At 57.3% G+C, this 15,744-nt stretch carries 16 protein-coding genes; 8 read left to right on the top strand and 8 right to left on the bottom strand.

All coding sequences use genetic code 11. From position 1 onward, the window contains the following. Positions 1-13 precede the first annotated feature (13 nt). Genes PJE01S_RS04520 through PJE01S_RS04510 form a run of 3 tightly spaced genes read right to left on the bottom strand, consistent with a single transcriptional unit; the run spans position 14 to position 3,821 of the window. Entirely contained in the window at positions 14-1,363 is a 1,350-nt protein-coding gene (locus PJE01S_RS04520; protein WP_068831977.1) for a DUF3100 domain-containing protein, read from the bottom strand. A gap of 31 nt (positions 1,364-1,394) precedes the next feature. Continuing rightward, on the bottom strand, positions 1,395-2,918 hold the full coding sequence (locus PJE01S_RS04515) for an aldehyde dehydrogenase family protein (RefSeq protein WP_068831976.1): 1,524 nt from the start codon (positions 2,916-2,918) through the stop codon (positions 1,395-1,397). A 27-nt stretch (positions 2,919-2,945) separates the two neighbouring features. Further along, entirely contained in the window at positions 2,946-3,821 is an 876-nt protein-coding gene (locus PJE01S_RS04510) for an NAD(P)-dependent oxidoreductase (protein ID WP_068831975.1), read from the bottom strand. A 174-nt stretch (positions 3,822-3,995) separates the two neighbouring features. Between PJE01S_RS04510 and PJE01S_RS04505 the strand changes: the two genes are divergently transcribed. Both PJE01S_RS04505 and tsaC read left to right on the top strand, forming a co-directional pair. After that, positions 3,996-4,937 (top strand): LysR family transcriptional regulator, encoded by a 942-nt coding sequence (locus tag PJE01S_RS04505; RefSeq protein ID WP_068831974.1) that lies wholly within the window; start codon positions 3,996-3,998, stop codon positions 4,935-4,937. Next, positions 4,934-5,506, top strand: coding sequence for an L-threonylcarbamoyladenylate synthase type 1 TsaC (tsaC, locus tag PJE01S_RS04500; protein WP_068831973.1), 573 nt, complete (start codon positions 4,934-4,936; stop codon positions 5,504-5,506). The genes PJE01S_RS04505 and tsaC overlap by 4 nt, the downstream gene beginning before the upstream one ends. A gap of 2 nt (positions 5,507-5,508) precedes the next feature. On the opposite strand, the gene PJE01S_RS04495 is transcribed toward tsaC, so the two are convergent. Beyond that, positions 5,509-6,414: a LysR family transcriptional regulator gene (locus tag PJE01S_RS04495; RefSeq protein ID WP_068831972.1), complete on the bottom strand. Its 906-nt coding sequence runs from the start codon at positions 6,412-6,414 to the stop codon at positions 5,509-5,511. A gap of 136 nt (positions 6,415-6,550) precedes the next feature. Here PJE01S_RS04495 and PJE01S_RS04490 point away from each other — a divergent pair, with 136 nt between their 5' ends. The 6 genes from PJE01S_RS04490 (at position 6,551) to PJE01S_RS04465 (ending at position 12,540) form a co-directional block, all read left to right on the top strand. Next, entirely contained in the window at positions 6,551-7,588 is a 1,038-nt protein-coding gene (locus PJE01S_RS04490; RefSeq protein ID WP_068831971.1) for a transporter substrate-binding domain-containing protein, read from the top strand. Between the two features lie 57 nt (positions 7,589-7,645). Continuing rightward, entirely contained in the window at positions 7,646-8,833 is a 1,188-nt protein-coding gene (locus tag PJE01S_RS04485) for an ABC transporter permease subunit (protein WP_068831970.1), read from the top strand. Further along, positions 8,830-9,966 carry an amino acid ABC transporter permease gene (locus PJE01S_RS04480; RefSeq protein ID WP_068831969.1) on the top strand — a complete coding sequence of 379 codons (1,137 nt, stop codon included), beginning with the start codon at positions 8,830-8,832 and terminating at the stop codon, positions 9,964-9,966. Before PJE01S_RS04485 ends, PJE01S_RS04480 begins: the two co-directional genes overlap by 4 nt. Positions 9,967-9,993: 27 nt before the next feature. Beyond that, the gene (locus PJE01S_RS04475) at positions 9,994-10,755 is read left to right on the top strand and encodes an amino acid ABC transporter ATP-binding protein (RefSeq protein WP_281178561.1); all 762 of its coding nucleotides are present in this window, start codon (positions 9,994-9,996) and stop codon (positions 10,753-10,755) included. A 64-nt stretch (positions 10,756-10,819) separates the two neighbouring features. Further along, complete coding sequence (gene epsC / locus PJE01S_RS04470; protein ID WP_218017496.1) at positions 10,820-11,647, top strand: serine O-acetyltransferase EpsC; 828 nt, start codon at positions 10,820-10,822, stop codon at positions 11,645-11,647. Positions 11,648-11,649: 2 nt separating this feature from the next. Further along, positions 11,650-12,540 carry a VOC family protein gene (locus PJE01S_RS04465; protein ID WP_068831966.1) on the top strand — a complete coding sequence of 297 codons (891 nt, stop codon included), beginning with the start codon at positions 11,650-11,652 and terminating at the stop codon, positions 12,538-12,540. Positions 12,541-12,770: 230 nt separating this feature from the next. Here the strand turns inward: PJE01S_RS04465 and PJE01S_RS04460 are convergent, their stop codons facing one another. The 4 genes from PJE01S_RS04460 to PJE01S_RS04445 all read right to left on the bottom strand — a co-directional run. Continuing rightward, a complete protein-coding gene (locus PJE01S_RS04460; RefSeq protein ID WP_068831965.1) occupies positions 12,771-13,406 on the bottom strand; it encodes an FMN-binding negative transcriptional regulator in 636 nt (211 codons plus the stop codon). A 27-nt stretch (positions 13,407-13,433) separates the two neighbouring features. Further along, positions 13,434-14,051 (bottom strand): DJ-1/PfpI family protein, encoded by a 618-nt coding sequence (locus tag PJE01S_RS04455; protein WP_068831964.1) that lies wholly within the window; start codon positions 14,049-14,051, stop codon positions 13,434-13,436. Positions 14,052-14,192: 141 nt separating this feature from the next. Further along, complete coding sequence (locus PJE01S_RS04450) at positions 14,193-14,804, bottom strand: 2-hydroxychromene-2-carboxylate isomerase (protein WP_068831963.1); 612 nt, start codon at positions 14,802-14,804, stop codon at positions 14,193-14,195. Beyond that, positions 14,801-15,744 (bottom strand): MFS transporter (locus PJE01S_RS04445; RefSeq protein WP_068831962.1); only part of this gene is annotated, 944 nt, incomplete at its 5' end. The genes PJE01S_RS04450 and PJE01S_RS04445, both read right to left, overlap by 4 nt.

The raw sequence follows: 15,744 nt of genomic DNA, 5'->3' as shown, positions 1-15,744 counted from the left end.
TGCTTGAGTCATGTCAGACGCCGGGGTTGTGCATGAAGAATTGGGCAATGATGGCCGCGCCGATGAACGTGCCCGCGTTGGCAGCGAAAGAGACGACCACAATGCGCCAACCGAGGCGGCGGAAGGCCGGCACGTCCTTGGCGATCGAAAGACCCGCGAAAGCGAGGATCGGCGTCGACAGCGCGAGGAAGTTGATCTTGCCAGTCATGGCCGAAATCGAGGCGGAAAAGGGGAATGCCGGATACGTAAGAGCCATCCCGACCAAAGACACCCAGATGACTGCGGGAAGCTTGCGCATCGTGAGGCGATAAAGGAGGTAGCCGACAAGCACCACACCGATGATGATGGCCATGCCACCAAGCGCCATCGGATCAGTCGCCGGCACCTTGTAGTTGATCCAGTTGCCGAAAAGAGCGAACACGCCGACGAGAACCCACACGAGGACTTGTGCGGGAATGTCCAGGGGTGGTGTTTCGTGATCGACATCCGCACCGACATCAGCATCCGCCGTCACGCTGGCCTTGGTCGTGCGGCCCAGAATGGGCTCAAGAACCTTGTACGCCCAGATCGTGAACGGCAGAGACAGGAACAACGTGAAGTAGGTTCCGATCGTGGTGGTAATAAGGTTGCTCGCCGCCGCGAATGCCGCCACGTCTTTCGCCACTTCAGGCGTTTGCTGGGCGGCAATGGCGCCAGAGGCCGCAGCCATCATGCTGCCAGAACCAACGCCTGCGCCCATCGCCAGCGCCAGAGGATTAAAGAGATTCAGGCTTGCAAGCAGACCAGCCAGCAGTGCGATAAATACCGCGCCGAATACGGTGCCGGTGAGGTATTCGGCAAGCACCCCTTGTCCTTCGGGTGATTTCATGCCGAAGCGTTCGGCAATGATGGCCAAACTCGGCTCACGGCCGACAGAGAAGGTTGCACCGATGGCTTGCCGCTTGATGCCGAGCAGCAACGCGATGGGCAGGCCAAAAACCATGGTCCCGAAAAAATGCCCAAACTCCTGGAGAAACAGGCCCCCTCCAGAGGCGGCAAGCTTTGGTATGGAACCGCCAACCAGAAGACCCAGCTTCGCAATGAAGAGAAGTAGCGCAGGCTGCAAGAGCGCCGCAGCTGAACGCTGTAGCTCGCTTGTAATGCTTACGCCAGGTGGCATGCGCTTGCTCGCGAGCCCAAGAGCTGCGCCCATCAGCAACGCCCACAACAGCGGCAGAAGCACGATCTTTGCCGGCCCCAGCGGAATGGCGACGTTACCGATATATTCCGCGATCAGGACGATGATGAAGGCGGCAATGTAAAGCCGCGCCTGATCGCTAAAGCCAACAGGCTTGGCGGACGTATAAACAGTTGCTGTGGACATTTTGATGATTCCTCTTTTGTGGATCGACTGATTACTTGTCCAGCGAAGGCGCGTAGCCAAAGGGCTGAACCGGCTTGGCTGACGTTTCCACCCAGACGCTCTTGACCTGCGTGTACTCTTGCAGCGCTTCCACGCCGCTGGAGCGACCGTAGCCACTTGAGTCGTAGCCACCGAATGGCGATGCGACGTTGATTACCTTGTACATATTGACCCAGAAAGTTCCAGCCTTGACCTGCGCGGCTACGCGGAACGCACGACCCAGGTCCTTGGTCCAGACCGCACCGGCCAGGCCGAAGTCGCTGTCGTTGGCGATGGCGATGGCCTCCTCTTCGGTATCAAAGGGGATGGCGACGACCACCGGGCCAAAGATCTCGGTCCGCGCAACGGCCATCTGATTGGTCACGTTTTTCAGCACGGTCGGACGAATGTAGAAGCCGTCACTGCTGTTGCCGGCAGCGCCGCCGACGATTTCGGCACCTTCTTTCACGCCAGTCTCGATCATGTTCAGCACATGGCGATACTGAGTCGCATTCTGAATCGGGCCAACTTCCGTGTCTGCCGAGGTCGGCTCGCCCACGCGCAGTCGGCTTGCGCCGTCGGCGACCATTTGGACAAATTTATCGTAAATGCTGCGTTGAATCAGCAGTCGCGATCCGGCAACACAACTTTGACCCGCGTTGCCGAAAATGGCTGCCTGGGCACCAATGCAAGCTCGGTCAAGGTCAGCGTCTTCGAAGACGATGTTCGCGGATTTACCACCCAATTCCAACAGGCAGGGAATACCGCGGATTGCAGCTGCTGCGGCGATCTTCCCGCCAGTCGGCACAGATCCGACGAAAACAACCTTTTTGATGGCAGGATGATTCAGTGCGGCCTGACCTGTTGTGTGGCCGAAACCTGCGAGGACGTTGATCACACCTTTCGGGACACCTGCTTGCTCGGCGAGCTTTGCGACTACCAGCGAGCTCAGTGGGGTGAGTTCCGACGGCTTGAGCAGCACGGCGTTACCCATGCAAATTGCCGGCGCGACCTGCCAGCCGCAGGTGTTCAAAGGAGCGTTCCAGGGCGTGATCTGCAGAACAACACCGCATGGCTCCCGGCGGGTGTAGTTCAGGTGGCCGCTTGGGACGGGGATGACGTTGCCATAGAGCTTGTCGGTCCAGCCGCCGTAGTATTCAAACATCTCCGCGACACGCAGCGCCTCGCCGCGGCAATCACGAATGGGTTTGCCGGCGGAGAGGGATTCGAGCTGAGCCAGGGGTTCGAGATTGGCGCGCAGCAGGCGTCCGACTTCCTGCATCACGCGACCACGCTCAGCATGGCTCAGCGCGGCCCAGACTTTTTGTCCTGCGATGGCCGCAACTGCAGCCTTGGACGCAACGTTGGCGCCCGCGTCCTTGTAAGCCAGAAATTCGACGCCGGTCGAAGGATTGACGAGAGATACCGGAGCGCCTTCGCCCTCCAGTATTTCCCCATTCACGTAGGAGCCAATGACTCCTTCAGGGAAAAACGGCGCGAATGCAGCAAGAAGTTGTTGGGTGGAGTTCGAGTTCATAGTGACGAGTCCTTGAAAAGGTTGGTCTTAAGCCGGAGTTCGGGTGCCGAGTTCGACAATGCGGTTGAAGTCTTCATCGTCTGCAATGGACTCGGAGCTCAAGGCCCAGAGCTCGGCAACTTTGGCAGAGAGTGGCAGATCAAGCGCAAGTGCGCCTATGAGTTCCTGGCTCAGGCGGACATCTTTGCGCATGAGCTTCATGGTGAAGCCCGAGTCGAACTTGCCGTTCATGACCCAGGTTGGGAAGCTGTGCTCTGTGACGAAGCTGCGGCCGGATCCAGCGTTGATACCTTGCAGAAGAGCCTCGGTCGGCACGCCAGCTTTGGCGGCCATTCGCGTGACTTCTGCAGCAACTATCAGATGAGAGGCCGTAAAGAGGTTGTTTGCAATCTTGGCCACATGACCGGCGCCGACGCCACCCACGTGTACGCGCTTTGCGCTCATCGCCTCCAGGACTGGCATGGCGCGAGCGAGATCCTCGTTGGAAGCGCCGATGACCATGGCCATGGTGCCGTTGATGGCGCCCTTGGGGCCACCGCTGACGGGCGCGTCCATCATTTGCATGCCAGCGGCTTCGAGCAGTCTGGCGAGGCGGCGGGTTGTATCGGGGTGCGAGGTCGACGTGTCAACTACCAAAACCCCTTTCTTGGCATTGGCGATGAGACCACCAGGTCCTTCGACAACCTCCGCAACGATCGCTGCGGTGGGCAAGGACAGGATCACCATGTCCGAAGCGGCGACCACTTCGGCAATGCTCGTACGCACTTCAATGCCTTCGCCAACCATCGCGTCGCGGGTTTTGGATGAGGCATCCGTGCCGATCACATGAAAGCCGCCGCGCTTCAGGGATATGGCCATGCCCCGACCCATGTTTCCCAAACCGATAACGCCGATATTTTTCATTTCCTGAGCTCCGTGTAAGTTAATTGAAGGTGGTTGCAAGTCGGCCTTTTCCTAAAGCAAGCCGATGACAGTAGCGAGAATCCCATGAAGCTTTTTCGCCATCAATGGCAACGGGAGTAGAATTTCGTTGCTTTTTAGTCAACAGACAGATGACTTGACTTTGTAGGTAACACCATGGAAACCATTGATGACCGGCGCGTCAGATACCTTTTTGAAGCAGTGACTTCCGGCTCAGTGCGAGCTGCTGCCGATAAGATGGATATGAATCCGTCGGTGGTCAGCAGGCAAATCGCGCAGCTTGAGTCAGAGCTCGCGATTACCTTGATAGAGCGTCATGGTCGTGGCGTGAAGCCCACAGATGCCGGCGAGATGCTCATCGACTACTACCGGCAACATCAGTCTCATCAAAGCGACCTTGTGATCAAACTCGGAGAGCTTCGTGGCTTGGCTCGCGGCCACATTGATTTGGTGTTGGGTGAAGGGTTTGTGAGCGACCTCATGGCGGAGCCGCTACAGAGTTTTTGGGTTAAATATCCTGGATTGACGATCAAAATGAATTTGGCGGGCACCAACGACGTGCTACGCCAAGTGACTGATGATCTGGCACATATTGGACTGGTCTACAACCCCCCAATTACCCCATCCATACGTTCGCGTGCCGCGGTGCGCCAGCCCATGTGCGCCATCGTCCCGCCCGACCATCCACTCACCAAACTCGAAAGACAGCCTTTGCTGAAGCACGTTGCGGCATATCCGTTGGCCTTAATGCACGGCTCCTATGGGACCCGGCAGGTCATTGCGCTAGCGGAACAAATGGACCGGATACGCTTGACGCCGAAGCTGACGACGGACTCGATCACTGTGGTCAAACGCTTCGTGATGGCAGGTATGGGGATTGGGCTACTGCCCGAGTTCGCAGTAACTCAGGAAGTCGATGCTGGCGACCTGGTCGCGCTGCAGATCGATCATCCACTGCTCGCAGGCGTCGAGGCCCATATCGTCACCCGCTTGGGACGGCAACTGCCAACGGCGGCCAACCAACTTCTTTTGCAACTTATTTCGACTATGCGGGCTTTTAAAGACTCCAGGCAACGCAGCAAGGGTGTACGTCAATGACTTCCACAATATCCAGCTCGGACCCTGATGACATCGCACAGGCTTTGCGCGAGGGAGGGGTCGTCGCCTATCCTACTGAAGCGGTGTTTGGACTGGGCTGTGATCCGCAAAACGCCAAGGCGGTTGCTTGCATCCATCAAATAAAACAAAGAAGCGCCGACCAGGGTTTTCTGCTCGTCGGTGCCGAGTTCCGGCACGTTGAAGCCTTCATTGACATAAAGAGGGTTCCTTCCGCAGTTTTGGCAAGAGCAAAATCGTCGTGGCCCGGACCGACGACCTGGATTTTTCCGGCGTCATCCATCGTTCCGAAATGGGTGATGGGGCGCCACAGCGGAATTGCGCTGAGAGTGACAGCACATGCACCGGCCGCAGCGCTGTGCCGTGCGTTTGACGGCGCACTTGTCTCGACAAGCGCGAATCCTCACGGCGAGCCGCCTGCGCGAACCTTGCAGGAAGCTTTGCGCTACTTCCCGGTCGAGCTGGCGGCAGCGATGGACGCTGAGGTCGGGGCCGCCCTGCGCCCGACACCTATCATGGACGCGCTGACAGGCAAAGTAGTCCGCGAGTAGCGCTAAGCGACTGCGATCTCAGCCGCTGAACGAACCACCTGATCCACAAACACTTTGATCGCGGGATGGCCGCGCTCGCCTTTTCGGTAGGCGACAGATATCTTTCGACCAATCTCGGGACGAAGTTTGACAGCCACGACCCCTTCAATCCGGTGCGCCATGCGCAGGCCGGGAATGACCGTGACTGAGCACCCTGCAGCAACCATCGCTGAAACTATCTCGAAGCCGCGACCTGCAGCGTTCACTTGCGGCTCGTAACCGGCCCGGCGACATAGATTCACCACAAATTGCGCATAAAAACTCGACGCGGAATCGAGTGCCCAGCGCTCGTTGCGGAGGTCGCTCACCGATAGGGACACCTGTGATGCGAGGCGATGGCCAGACGGCAACATTACGTAGAGCACATCGTTGAGTACGGAAACCTGCTCGATGTTCTTTTGCTTTCCGCCAAGCTTGAGCGAGAGATCATCCACGAATGCAACATCCGTTTGCCAAGAGCTTAGAGAGGCCAATCCCTCCGCCGGCTCGAGCTCCTCAAGTACCACGTCCAGATAGGGATAACTGAGTTTCAGCGCATTGATGGCCCGTGGCAGCAAGGCAGCGGCAACCGTGGGAAAGGCGGCAACTCGTATTACACCAGCAACCTCACGTTTGATTTGGGCAAGGTCTGACTTCGCTTCGTCCAACACCAAAAGCATGCGCTCCGTGTGCTCAACAAGCACTTCTCCCGCCTTGGTCAGGCGCACGCCGCGACCTTGGCGTTCGATGAGTTTGACTCCGGCCTCCTCCTCAAGCTGAGCGATTTGCTGCGAGACCGCCGAGGGGGTCAGGAACAGCGCTTCCGCCACCGCCGCCATGGTCTGTCTACTCGACAACTCGCGAAGAGCTCTTAGACGTGCAATGTCCAATGGGCATCCTTGAAAACATCAATCATTTAGAAATTTTAATGTATTACCTAAAAAACAATCAGTAGACCTACATAGATGTTCGTTCCTACTATCTGCATCGCTGACCCATTCAGCGATCTCACATAAAGGAACCGTCATGAAATCATTCGCGAAATTCAGTCGAATCATTGCCGCTGCAGCAGTCTGTGTGGCCGCGTCTCAAAGTCACGCTGCGTCGGTTCTTGACACAGTCAAGCAACGTGGCGTTTTGAACTGCGGAACCGATAATTCGGCCCCTGGATTCGGATACCTCAATACCAAAACCGGAGAGATGGAGGGCCTGGACGTCGATATGTGTCGCGCAGTGGCGGCCGCCGTTTTGGGCGACGCCAAGAAGGTGAAATTTGTCGTCGTGACCGACAAAAGTCGATTCAGCGCTGTTCAGACGAACCAGGTCGACGTGGTGTTCGCTCACACCACGGTCAAACCCGCACGTGAGTCGGCAATCACGGTCGATTTCCTGCCGATCTATTTCTACGATGGCACCGGCGTGATGGTCAAAGGCGACAAGATAAAAAGCGTCAAGCAACTGAATGGCGCGACGCTCTGCACAACGCAGGGATCTGCTACCGAACAGACGCTGGCCGGCTACGCCAAATCGCAAGGCTGGAACGCATCGACCAAAGTTTTGACGTATGAAAACCTCGAAAAACTGTTTGCCGCGATGGAGTCCGGACGTTGCGCAGGAATGAGCACGGACCGGTCCGCACTGTCATCATGGAAGGCCAACGCGCCAAAGCCCGCCGACTACACCATCCTGCCAGAGACCCTCGACAAGTCACCTTTCGCGGGTTTCACGGTGGCCAATGATTCGCGCTGGCGCAATGCCTTGCGCTGGATCACGTTCGCGCTGTTCCAGGCGGAAGAGGACAAGATCACTTCCAAAGGTTTGGACGCATCGCTCAAGAGTGCCGATCCGTTCGTGCAGAAGTTCCTGGGCGTCGGATCCAGCTTCGGCCCTGATTTCGGCCTTGCCGCGGACTTCGTGCCAAAGATGATTTTGCAAGTCGGCAATTTTGGTGAGATCTACGACCGCAACTTGGGTCCTAAAACGCCCAATTTCATGGACCGCAAAGGCACGCTCAACGCGCCCTACAGCCAAGGCGGCGCCATCTACTCGCCACCCTGGATCTAAGGCATAGCCGCCCGGGCATTCAACTTGCCTGGGCAGCCCATCCTATATGAGCTGACCATGGACATATTTACCCGACCTTACTCAACCGACGACGTGCCTACCATGACCGATTCCCAATGGGCTCGCCACATGTACCTGATCAAGCAGGGCCTGATCGTCGCCGCAGTTCTCGGAATTTTGGCGTGCCTGGCAATTGCAATACGCGCCGGCTTGGCACGCAACGGAATTGGCTTCGACATGGGTTTTCTTGGGGGCATGGCTAACTTCGACATTAGTGAAGGGTCGCTTCCAACCTTAGAGGGGTTGCGCCGATTCGTGTCCAGCGACACTAACGGGCAAGCGCTTCTGGTCGGCTTTCTGAACACGGTGAAAGTCTCGATCATCGCCATCGCTTTATCGACCGTGCTTGGTGTTCTGATCGGCGTTGCACGCGTGTCGCGCAACTGGCTCGTGCGCCAGTTGAGCTTTGGTCTGGTGGAGTTCGTGCGCAATACGCCGCTGCTGATCCAGCTTGTATTCTGGTATTTCGCCGTGGCTCTGAAGCTACCGGGACTTGCCGACGCATCGGTTTGGCTCGGTGGGATTATTCTGAGTCAGCAGGGACTGTATTTACCCACCGTAGTCGGCGCGAACGGCGCACCCATCTTTGCGATATGGGCGCTCCTGATGAGCGTCGTATTCCTCGTTGGCGCAGTTGCCAGAAAGGGGAGCCGGACCTTGAAGCTGGCGGGAGCCGCGCTGGGTCTGGTGATTTCCGTTGTACTCGGATTTCCACTCACCCTGCAAGTGCCCCAAGCTGATGGCGTAAACGTCGTCGGAGGACTTTCCCTGACCCCTGAATTTGGTGCGCTGGTTGCGGGCTTGAGTGTCTACACCGCGGCCTTCATCGCCGAGATCGTTCGCGGAGCCATCCTGTCGCTTCCGAAGGGCCAGTGGGAGGCATCGGCCGCATTGGGTTTGACGCGCAGAGCCACGTTTGTGGACATCGTGGTGCCTCAAGTCTTTCGAGTGGTCCTGCCTGCGTTCGGCAACCAATACATCAGCTTGGCGAAATCGACCTCACTGGGGATCGCCATCGGGTTTTCTGACCTGTTCAACGTCTACGGCACTGTCGCCAATCAGTCAGGTCGAAGCCTTGAAGGTGTCATCGTTGTCATGCTTGCTTATCTTTTTCTCAGCTGGATTATTAGTGCGGTGGTGAATTTGGCAAACAGTCGAGTCCTCAAAGCAGGAGGTTCACGATGAAATCAAACTCGCCCGCTTTGCGCTGGGTGCGGCGAAATCTATTTGCCACAGCAGCCGATTCCACCCTCTCCGTTGTCTGCATCTCCTGGTGTCTTTGGATGATGAGTTCGCTCATCTCGTGGGCGATTTTCACTGCCCATTGGGAGGTTGTCGCCGAGAACATCCGCGTCTTTATGGTCGGAACCTATCCTCGCGACATGATGTGGAGGCCTTGGGCCTGTGCGGCCATTCTCTCGTTACTCAGCGGGATGGCCATGGGAGGAGTTGCAGGACCTTTGAGAAAAATTACTCTGCCGATGATCGCCTTGGCTTGTGCTGCCGGCGCAAGCGGCTATGTTCTTGAATTCACCGCACTCGACCTTTCCTCACTATGCGTAGCGTTGGCGGGTGTCGGTTGGCTCGCGGCCGGACTCTGGAGACCGGTCAGAAGGTTTTCCGTTGTCGCGTGGGTCGTGGGAATTGTGGCCATCACTCTCTTGCTAGCTCCAGCGGGGATGGAGCGATGGGGCGGGCTGCTGATGAGTGTGCTTTTTACGCTGCTGGCATCCGTGTTGAGCGTCCCCCTTGGCGTTGCTCTTGCCTTTGGAAGGCGCAGTCGCTATCCGAGCGCCCGGATCATCTGTTCTGCATACATCGAGGTCATGCGATCACTGCCTCTGATCCTGGTTGTCTATTGCATCTGGATCGTCATGCCACTTCTCATGCCCTCCAATGCGGGGCCGGATCTGGGCCGTGGCCTGCTCGGCTTCACGCTTTTCTTCGCAGCATATGTGGCCGAATATGTCCGAAGCGGTTTGCAAAGTGTTCCTCGCGGGCAGGTCGAGGCCGCGCAGTCACTGGGGATGGCTCCAGGCCAAGTCAACCGGGACATCGTGCTGCCGCAGGCTATTCGGGTTGTGATGCCCGCACTTGTTGGCAATGTTTTGGATATTTTCAACACCGTTCCGCTCCTCTTCATTATCGGCATGACTGATTTCCTTCGTGCCGGTCAGATGGTTCTGGTCAATCCGCAATCGGGCAACAGAACTTACGAGGTTTATGTATTCATGTTTGCGGTGTATCTGGCCATGGCGTCCCTGATCACCTATGGCGCCCGTCGGCTTGAAGCGCGTATGGCCTCTGGTCGCGGCTGAACTTCTGCAACTAACCCCGGAATAATCATCGTGAACACCATTGTCGAAATCAAAGGCGTCAACAAATCATTCGGCCCCGTTCAGGTCCTCCGAAGCGTCGACTTGAGCGTGACCAAAGGAGAGGTGCTAGTCATCATCGGAGCCAGTGGTTCCGGCAAGTCCACCCTGATTCGCTGCGTGAATGGACTCGAAGCATTTCAGGAAGGCCGAATCATCGTTGACGGGTGTGAGCTGCCTTGTGAAGCCGATCGAGAAGTCGGTGAAGACCATAAGCTCATGGGCGTTCGACGTGGTGTGGGTATGGTTTTCCAGCAATTCAACCTTTTTCCGCATAAGTCCGTCCTGGAAAACGTTGCCCTTGCGCCCATGAGAGTGCGCGGCAAGAACAAGGCTGATGCGGAAGCCGTGGGTCTTCGACTCTTAAAGCGGGTGGGTCTTCAGGACCATGCCCACAAGTACCCCGCACAGCTTTCAGGCGGTCAACAACAACGCGTCGCGATCGCTAGGGCATTGGCAATGGAGCCGCATGTGATGCTTTTCGACGAACCGACGTCAGCGCTTGATCCTGAGATGGTAGGAGAAGTCCTAGACGTTATGCGAGAGCTGGCAGCGGAGGGAATGACGATGATGATCGTGACGCACGAAATGGGGTTCGCCAAGGAGGTCGCGAACCGGGTCGTTTTCATCGACCAAGGCACAGTTCACGAGCAGGGAACGCCCCAAGAGATATTCGACAATCCCCGCGAGGAGCGTACCCGATTGTTTCTCTCTCGCGTTCTCAAACACTGATGCTGAAAACGAAATCTCAATTGGCTCACTTCGACGGCGCGGATTTTCCGCCGAGAAATAAGGAATGAATATGTTGGAAGCTCCAAAAGAGTTGAAGCTTGATTTTCAGCTTTGGGGGACACTGCGGCTGCAGGCTGAGAAATTGCAAAATACTGCGCCGGCGCTTAGCGCTTCCTTGAATAACGCAGTCTTGCGCCGTGCATCGTTCGCAGACGCACTTGCAAACGTGCTGGCAGATGCAATGCGCAACTCGATCCCGCAAGACTCAGACGTAAAGTCCATTTTTTGCGAGCTCGTGGAGGCTCACCCTGAAATCGCCCAGAGTGCGGCAGCCGATCTCCAAAAACTCGACTCCGTCAACCCGGCGTGCCCTGACCTGCTGACAGGTTTCATGAGTTTCCGGGGATTTCAGGGCTTACAGTTTTATCGGATTACCCACGCGCTCTGGAACTCAGGGGAGCGGCAGCTGGCCTCAATGCTGCAAAACTGGGGCGCACTCAAATTTGCCATGGATATACATCCTGCCGCCAAGATTGGAAAAGCTGTGTTCTTTGATCATGGCATGGGCATAGTCATTGGATCGACCTCCGTCATTGAGGACGGCGTGAACATGTGGCATGGAGTGACCCTCGGCAGCACGCTCACAGAGGCTGGCGACCGCCATCCAAAGGTCAGACGTGACGCCACGATTTGCGCAGGCGCGACTATCTTGGGGAATATCGAAATTGGCGAGGGAGCCATCGTGGCTGCAGCTAGCGTCGTTCTGAAAACCGTACCAGCGGGTGCTGTTGTTGCGGGAGTTCCCGCCAGGGTTGTTGGCCGGGCTCCCGATCGGTTGAGCGCCATCGACAAAGAATTCAAATCAACTTCCACTCAAGCCCAGGAGAGCTAAACATGCCAAATGTGCAATACGGAATCGATCACCCCGTAGTAACTATCCGCGACCTTGACAAGGCGCGAGAGCAATTCAAGAAACTCGGCTTCGAGCCGAATCCAGTGGGGTTTCATCCGTGGGGCACCACGATGTCACTGCTGATGTTCAAAGAGAACTTCATTGAGTTGATCTCGGTCAACGACGCGTCCAAGTTCGGCACGAATTCGGTCGGTGGCTTCTGCTACGGGCGAAACGTTGGAAAGTTTCTGGATCGCGTGGAAGGCCTAGGCCTGGTGGCCTTGCACAGCAAGGATTGCAAAGCCGACCATCAGGCTTTGGTAAATAGGGGCTTGGTCAGCCAGGGCCAGATCGACTTTCGCCGGGACATGAAGAAGCCTGATGGAACGCCAGATGTAGCGATCGTGTCCCTGGGGCTCTTCCTCAACGAGGAAGAGAGGGACGTTTCGAATTTTATCTGCCATCAGCATCGACCCGAGCTGATCTGGGTTCCTGCCTGGCAGAACCATCCCAATGGAGTGGAGGCCATCACCGCTGTGAACTATGTTGCTGATCGGCCAATGGAATTGGCTCCGCGTTACGTTGCGTTCTATGGCGATGACCGGGTTAAAAAAAGCGCTGACTATGTTGAGGCCGATAGCGGCTGCGGAGCTATCCGTATCGCTTCGCCCAAACGGGTAGAGGAAATGTTCGGCTCCATCCCAATGCCAGACTGGAAAGGGGACAAAGCACCTCATGGCATCGCGATCACCGTATCCACACCTCGCTTCGATGAACTGGGTGAAATGTGGACAAAGGCAGGCATCCCTTCGACGACCAGTTCGCGAGGTACATTGCTCATAGCTCCTGAGCATTGCGGGAATGTGATCATGGAGTTTGAACGCAAACAATGATCGGCTAGGTGCAACTACTTTCTCGACCGTGCCTGATTACTGCCGTGTTCGGCTACGTTTAAAGTTGTGTTTCTCGTTCGCTGGCGGAAAAGGTGCTCGGTACTCAAGAATGACGGCGAACCGGGTTGCTAACCGAGCTTGTTACCGCTTTTTTGCGTAAGTCGAATGTCCGCTATTGCCGCCCAAAGCGGACGCCTAATGTCACAGAGGCAAGGCCGCACTCCGGGCGGTCATGTTGGTGATGGCTTGGCGTCCAGCATCGCTCGTCCCAACGCGATGTCTCCCTGCCCAATCAAGGCCACACCGGCACCGACTCGGTCACGCACTTCGCGGTTCTGGCTCAATTTGAATTTACCGACCAGACGGGCGATCTCGATTTCAATGCCCACGATGGCTTTCAACATCGTATCGATGTAGTCCTGCGGCGCATCGCCCATCTTCCAAGGTGCCGGTTGACCCCCCTCGTGCCTACGTGTCAGTCGGGCGACGACACCACGAACGTACTTTTCTTCGTCGCGTAGGGTGATACGCCCATGAGCGTGTACGACCCTGTAGTTCCATGTCGGCACTTGCCTGTGTGTCTCATGCTTGCTGGGGTACCAGTTTGGTGAGATGTAAGCCTCTTCCGCGCGAAACACCACGAGCACTTCAGCCCCGTTGCCAATCGACTGCCAGACCGGGTTGCTGCGTGCCACATGCGCTCGCAAAATCCCATGTTTCCCAACATTGGCGTCCAGTTCGAATGGCAGGTGGTTGGCGTCCAACCCATCCCTGTCGTGGGTGACGAGTACTCCCAACGGATGTTCGACGATAAAGCCGTGCAAGGCCTCTGGTTGCGATTCCTCAAAGTGGCTTGGGATGTACATTGGGGCTCCGAATACTTGTAACCAATCTCACGCGGCGTCGAACGCCTCTTCCAGGAAGGGCGTAATGTTCTGCATCGCACGCGAAACATAGTCTTCTTTTTCACCCACAGGTGCGACGTAGTGCATCGCGCTCCGGGCCGCATCGATGCCCTCCAGCCGGGCAATCACCCAGGCAGCAAGATATTGCGACGCCAGGCAACCGCCCGCAGTGGCGACGTTGCCTCTGGCAACGAAAGGCTGGTTCAGTACGGCGATGCCTGCTTCCTCGACCCAGGGTTTCGTGATCAGATCCGTACACGCCGGGACACCATTGAGTAGCCCCAGTTTGGCCAACACGAGTGTGCCGGAGCACTGCGCGCCCAGCAGTTGCCGTGATGGGTCGAGCTTCAATTGCGCCATCAAAGCCGCGTCGGCGACGACCTCCCTTGTCTGCATGCCACTTCCGACGATCACCGCATCGGCCTCAGCGGCGTCCCGAAGGGATGCCTGCGCTTCGAGCACCACGCCGTTCATCGAACGGACCCTCGCAGTTGGGCTGGCGATCGAGACGCGCCAGTCCGGCTTCTTGACGCGGTTGAGGATACCGAGTGCGATAAGTGAATCGAGTTCGTTGAAGCCTTCAAAGGTGAGGATGGCGATGTGCATGGTGTCGTCTGCTCCTGGCAAGGTGGGTGGCGATATGGCATCGTAGGACCAACGCGCAATACAATCAAATTATTGTCATGAATACATTGATGCATGGCCCACGCCCGCTACAGGCAGTTGGTTGACACCGTAGAGAGCAGCTCACGCCCGCTTGTTTTTTGCCGCAATGGTCTCTTCCAGCATGTCGAGGCGGTCCTGTCCCCAGAACAGCTCACCGTCGTAGACATAGGACGGGGATCCAAATACGCCAGCGCGCACTGCCTCATCGGTGTAGCTGGCGTACAGCGCACCTATTGCCGAATCGCGCGCTTGCTGAAGAAGCTCTTTACTGTCGAGCCTCTGCTCACTCAGGATGTCGGAAAGCGTGATCTCCGAGGATATGTCTCGCTCCTCGCACCATTCGGCACGCAAGATCGCTTTGTACAGTGCGTGGACGTTCTCACCCTGCCGCTCGGCGGCGATGACAATGCGGGACGCCAGATCGGCATTCGGACACATGAACGCAGGCTGCGCATTGATCGCGATGCCCAGCTTGCGGCACCACCGTTTCAGCTCCGTCACACGATAGGCCTGCCGCTCCGGCGCGCGCTGTCCTAGCAGAATGCCGCCAGTCCTCGAATACACGTTCGGCAGATCAACAGGCTTGTAGTTGATCTGAACGTTCTGCCTTGCAGCGAGTTCCTCCAGACGATCCGCGCCGAGGTACGCCCAGTCGGAGTTGAGCCAGAAGTAGTAATCGATGTGAGACTTCATCGCCCAGCTCCTTGCGGCGCTCCTGCTGGCACCGCGAAGCGCGCGGGACCATGCATGAACAGGGTGCTCACCATTGCGATTGCGCCCAGCGCGCTCAGGTACCAAACGATGTAGCGCGGATCGCCTCCGCCATACGCGAGCAGGGACGTCGCGACGATGGGTGCCAGACCACCGCCAATGGCGCCGGAGACCTGCACCGCGATGGAGATCCCGCTGTACCGCACTTCCGGAGGGAACTGCGCCGAGAACAGGCCCCCCTCAGGACCGTACAGAGACGAGTACACTAATCCGATCGCAATTGCGACCGCGATCGCGATGGTCGTGGGATTCAATGTCTGAAGCATAGAAAAGAACGACGAAGCGAACAGCAGAATCCCTGCCGAGCCTGCCATGAACACCCACTTGAATCCGATTCGATCTCCGAGCAGACCGAACAACGGCATGGTGAATAGCGCAACGGCCGCCCCCCAGACGATCGCGTCCAGCATTGTCGTGCGCGGCATGCCCAGCGTGCCCGTCGCATAGGCGAGTGCGAAGGTCACGACTGTGTAGAACCAAGTCACTTCTGCCAGACGAGCGCCCACCACGACCAGGACTTCCTTCGGATACTCGCGCAGCACGACCATCGCGGGGACCTCGACCTTGTCGCCCTTCTTTTTCATGTGCTCGAAGTCAGGAGATTCGGAGACCCTCACCCGGATGAACCATCCCACTACAAGAAGGACAACACTGGCTAAGAAGGGAAGCCGCCAACCCCAGGTGAGCATGTCCTGCTCGGGCAACTTGGCCACCGCTCCCATGGCCAGCGAGGAAAGGATGAGGCCGGGAGCGACGCCCGTCTGCGGCAGGCTACCGAAGAAGCCCTTTTTGCCCTCGGGAGCATGCTCGACGGCCATGAGGACAGCGCCGCCCCACTCCCCTCCGACCGCAATGCCCTGGT

The organism is Polaromonas jejuensis NBRC 106434 (genome assembly GCF_001598235.1).
GTDB lineage: Bacteria > Pseudomonadota > Gammaproteobacteria > Burkholderiales > Burkholderiaceae_C > Polaromonas > Polaromonas jejuensis.
The sequence above is the reverse complement of the archived record's forward strand: the minus strand, read 5'-3'. Positions and strand labels throughout refer to the sequence as shown.

Excerpts from the sequence above, each read along its gene's own strand:
- PJE01S_RS04465 (WP_068831966.1), top strand. The coding sequence starts at position 11,650 with ATGCCAAATGTGCAATACGGAATCGATCACCCCGTAGTAACTATCCGC.
- PJE01S_RS04505 (WP_068831974.1), top strand. The coding sequence starts at position 3,996 with ATGGAAACCATTGATGACCGGCGCGTCAGATACCTTTTTGAAGCAGTG.
- PJE01S_RS04450 (WP_068831963.1), bottom strand. The coding sequence starts at position 14,804 with ATGAAGTCTCACATCGATTACTACTTCTGGCTCAACTCCGACTGGGCG.
- PJE01S_RS04510 (WP_068831975.1), bottom strand. The coding sequence starts at position 3,821 with ATGAAAAATATCGGCGTTATCGGTTTGGGAAACATGGGTCGGGGCATG.
- tsaC (WP_068831973.1), top strand. The coding sequence starts at position 4,934 with ATGACTTCCACAATATCCAGCTCGGACCCTGATGACATCGCACAGGCT.
- PJE01S_RS04485 (WP_068831970.1), top strand. The coding sequence starts at position 7,646 with ATGGACATATTTACCCGACCTTACTCAACCGACGACGTGCCTACCATG.
- epsC (WP_218017496.1), top strand. The coding sequence starts at position 10,820 with ATGAATATGTTGGAAGCTCCAAAAGAGTTGAAGCTTGATTTTCAGCTT.
- PJE01S_RS04490 (WP_068831971.1), top strand. The coding sequence starts at position 6,551 with ATGAAATCATTCGCGAAATTCAGTCGAATCATTGCCGCTGCAGCAGTC.
- PJE01S_RS04460 (WP_068831965.1), bottom strand. The coding sequence starts at position 13,406 with ATGTACATCCCAAGCCACTTTGAGGAATCGCAACCAGAGGCCTTGCAC.
- PJE01S_RS04515 (WP_068831976.1), bottom strand. The coding sequence starts at position 2,918 with ATGAACTCGAACTCCACCCAACAACTTCTTGCTGCATTCGCGCCGTTT.
- PJE01S_RS04520 (WP_068831977.1), bottom strand. The coding sequence starts at position 1,363 with ATGTCCACAGCAACTGTTTATACGTCCGCCAAGCCTGTTGGCTTTAGC.
- PJE01S_RS04480 (WP_068831969.1), top strand. The coding sequence starts at position 8,830 with ATGAAATCAAACTCGCCCGCTTTGCGCTGGGTGCGGCGAAATCTATTT.
- PJE01S_RS04455 (WP_068831964.1), bottom strand. The coding sequence starts at position 14,051 with ATGCACATCGCCATCCTCACCTTTGAAGGCTTCAACGAACTCGATTCA.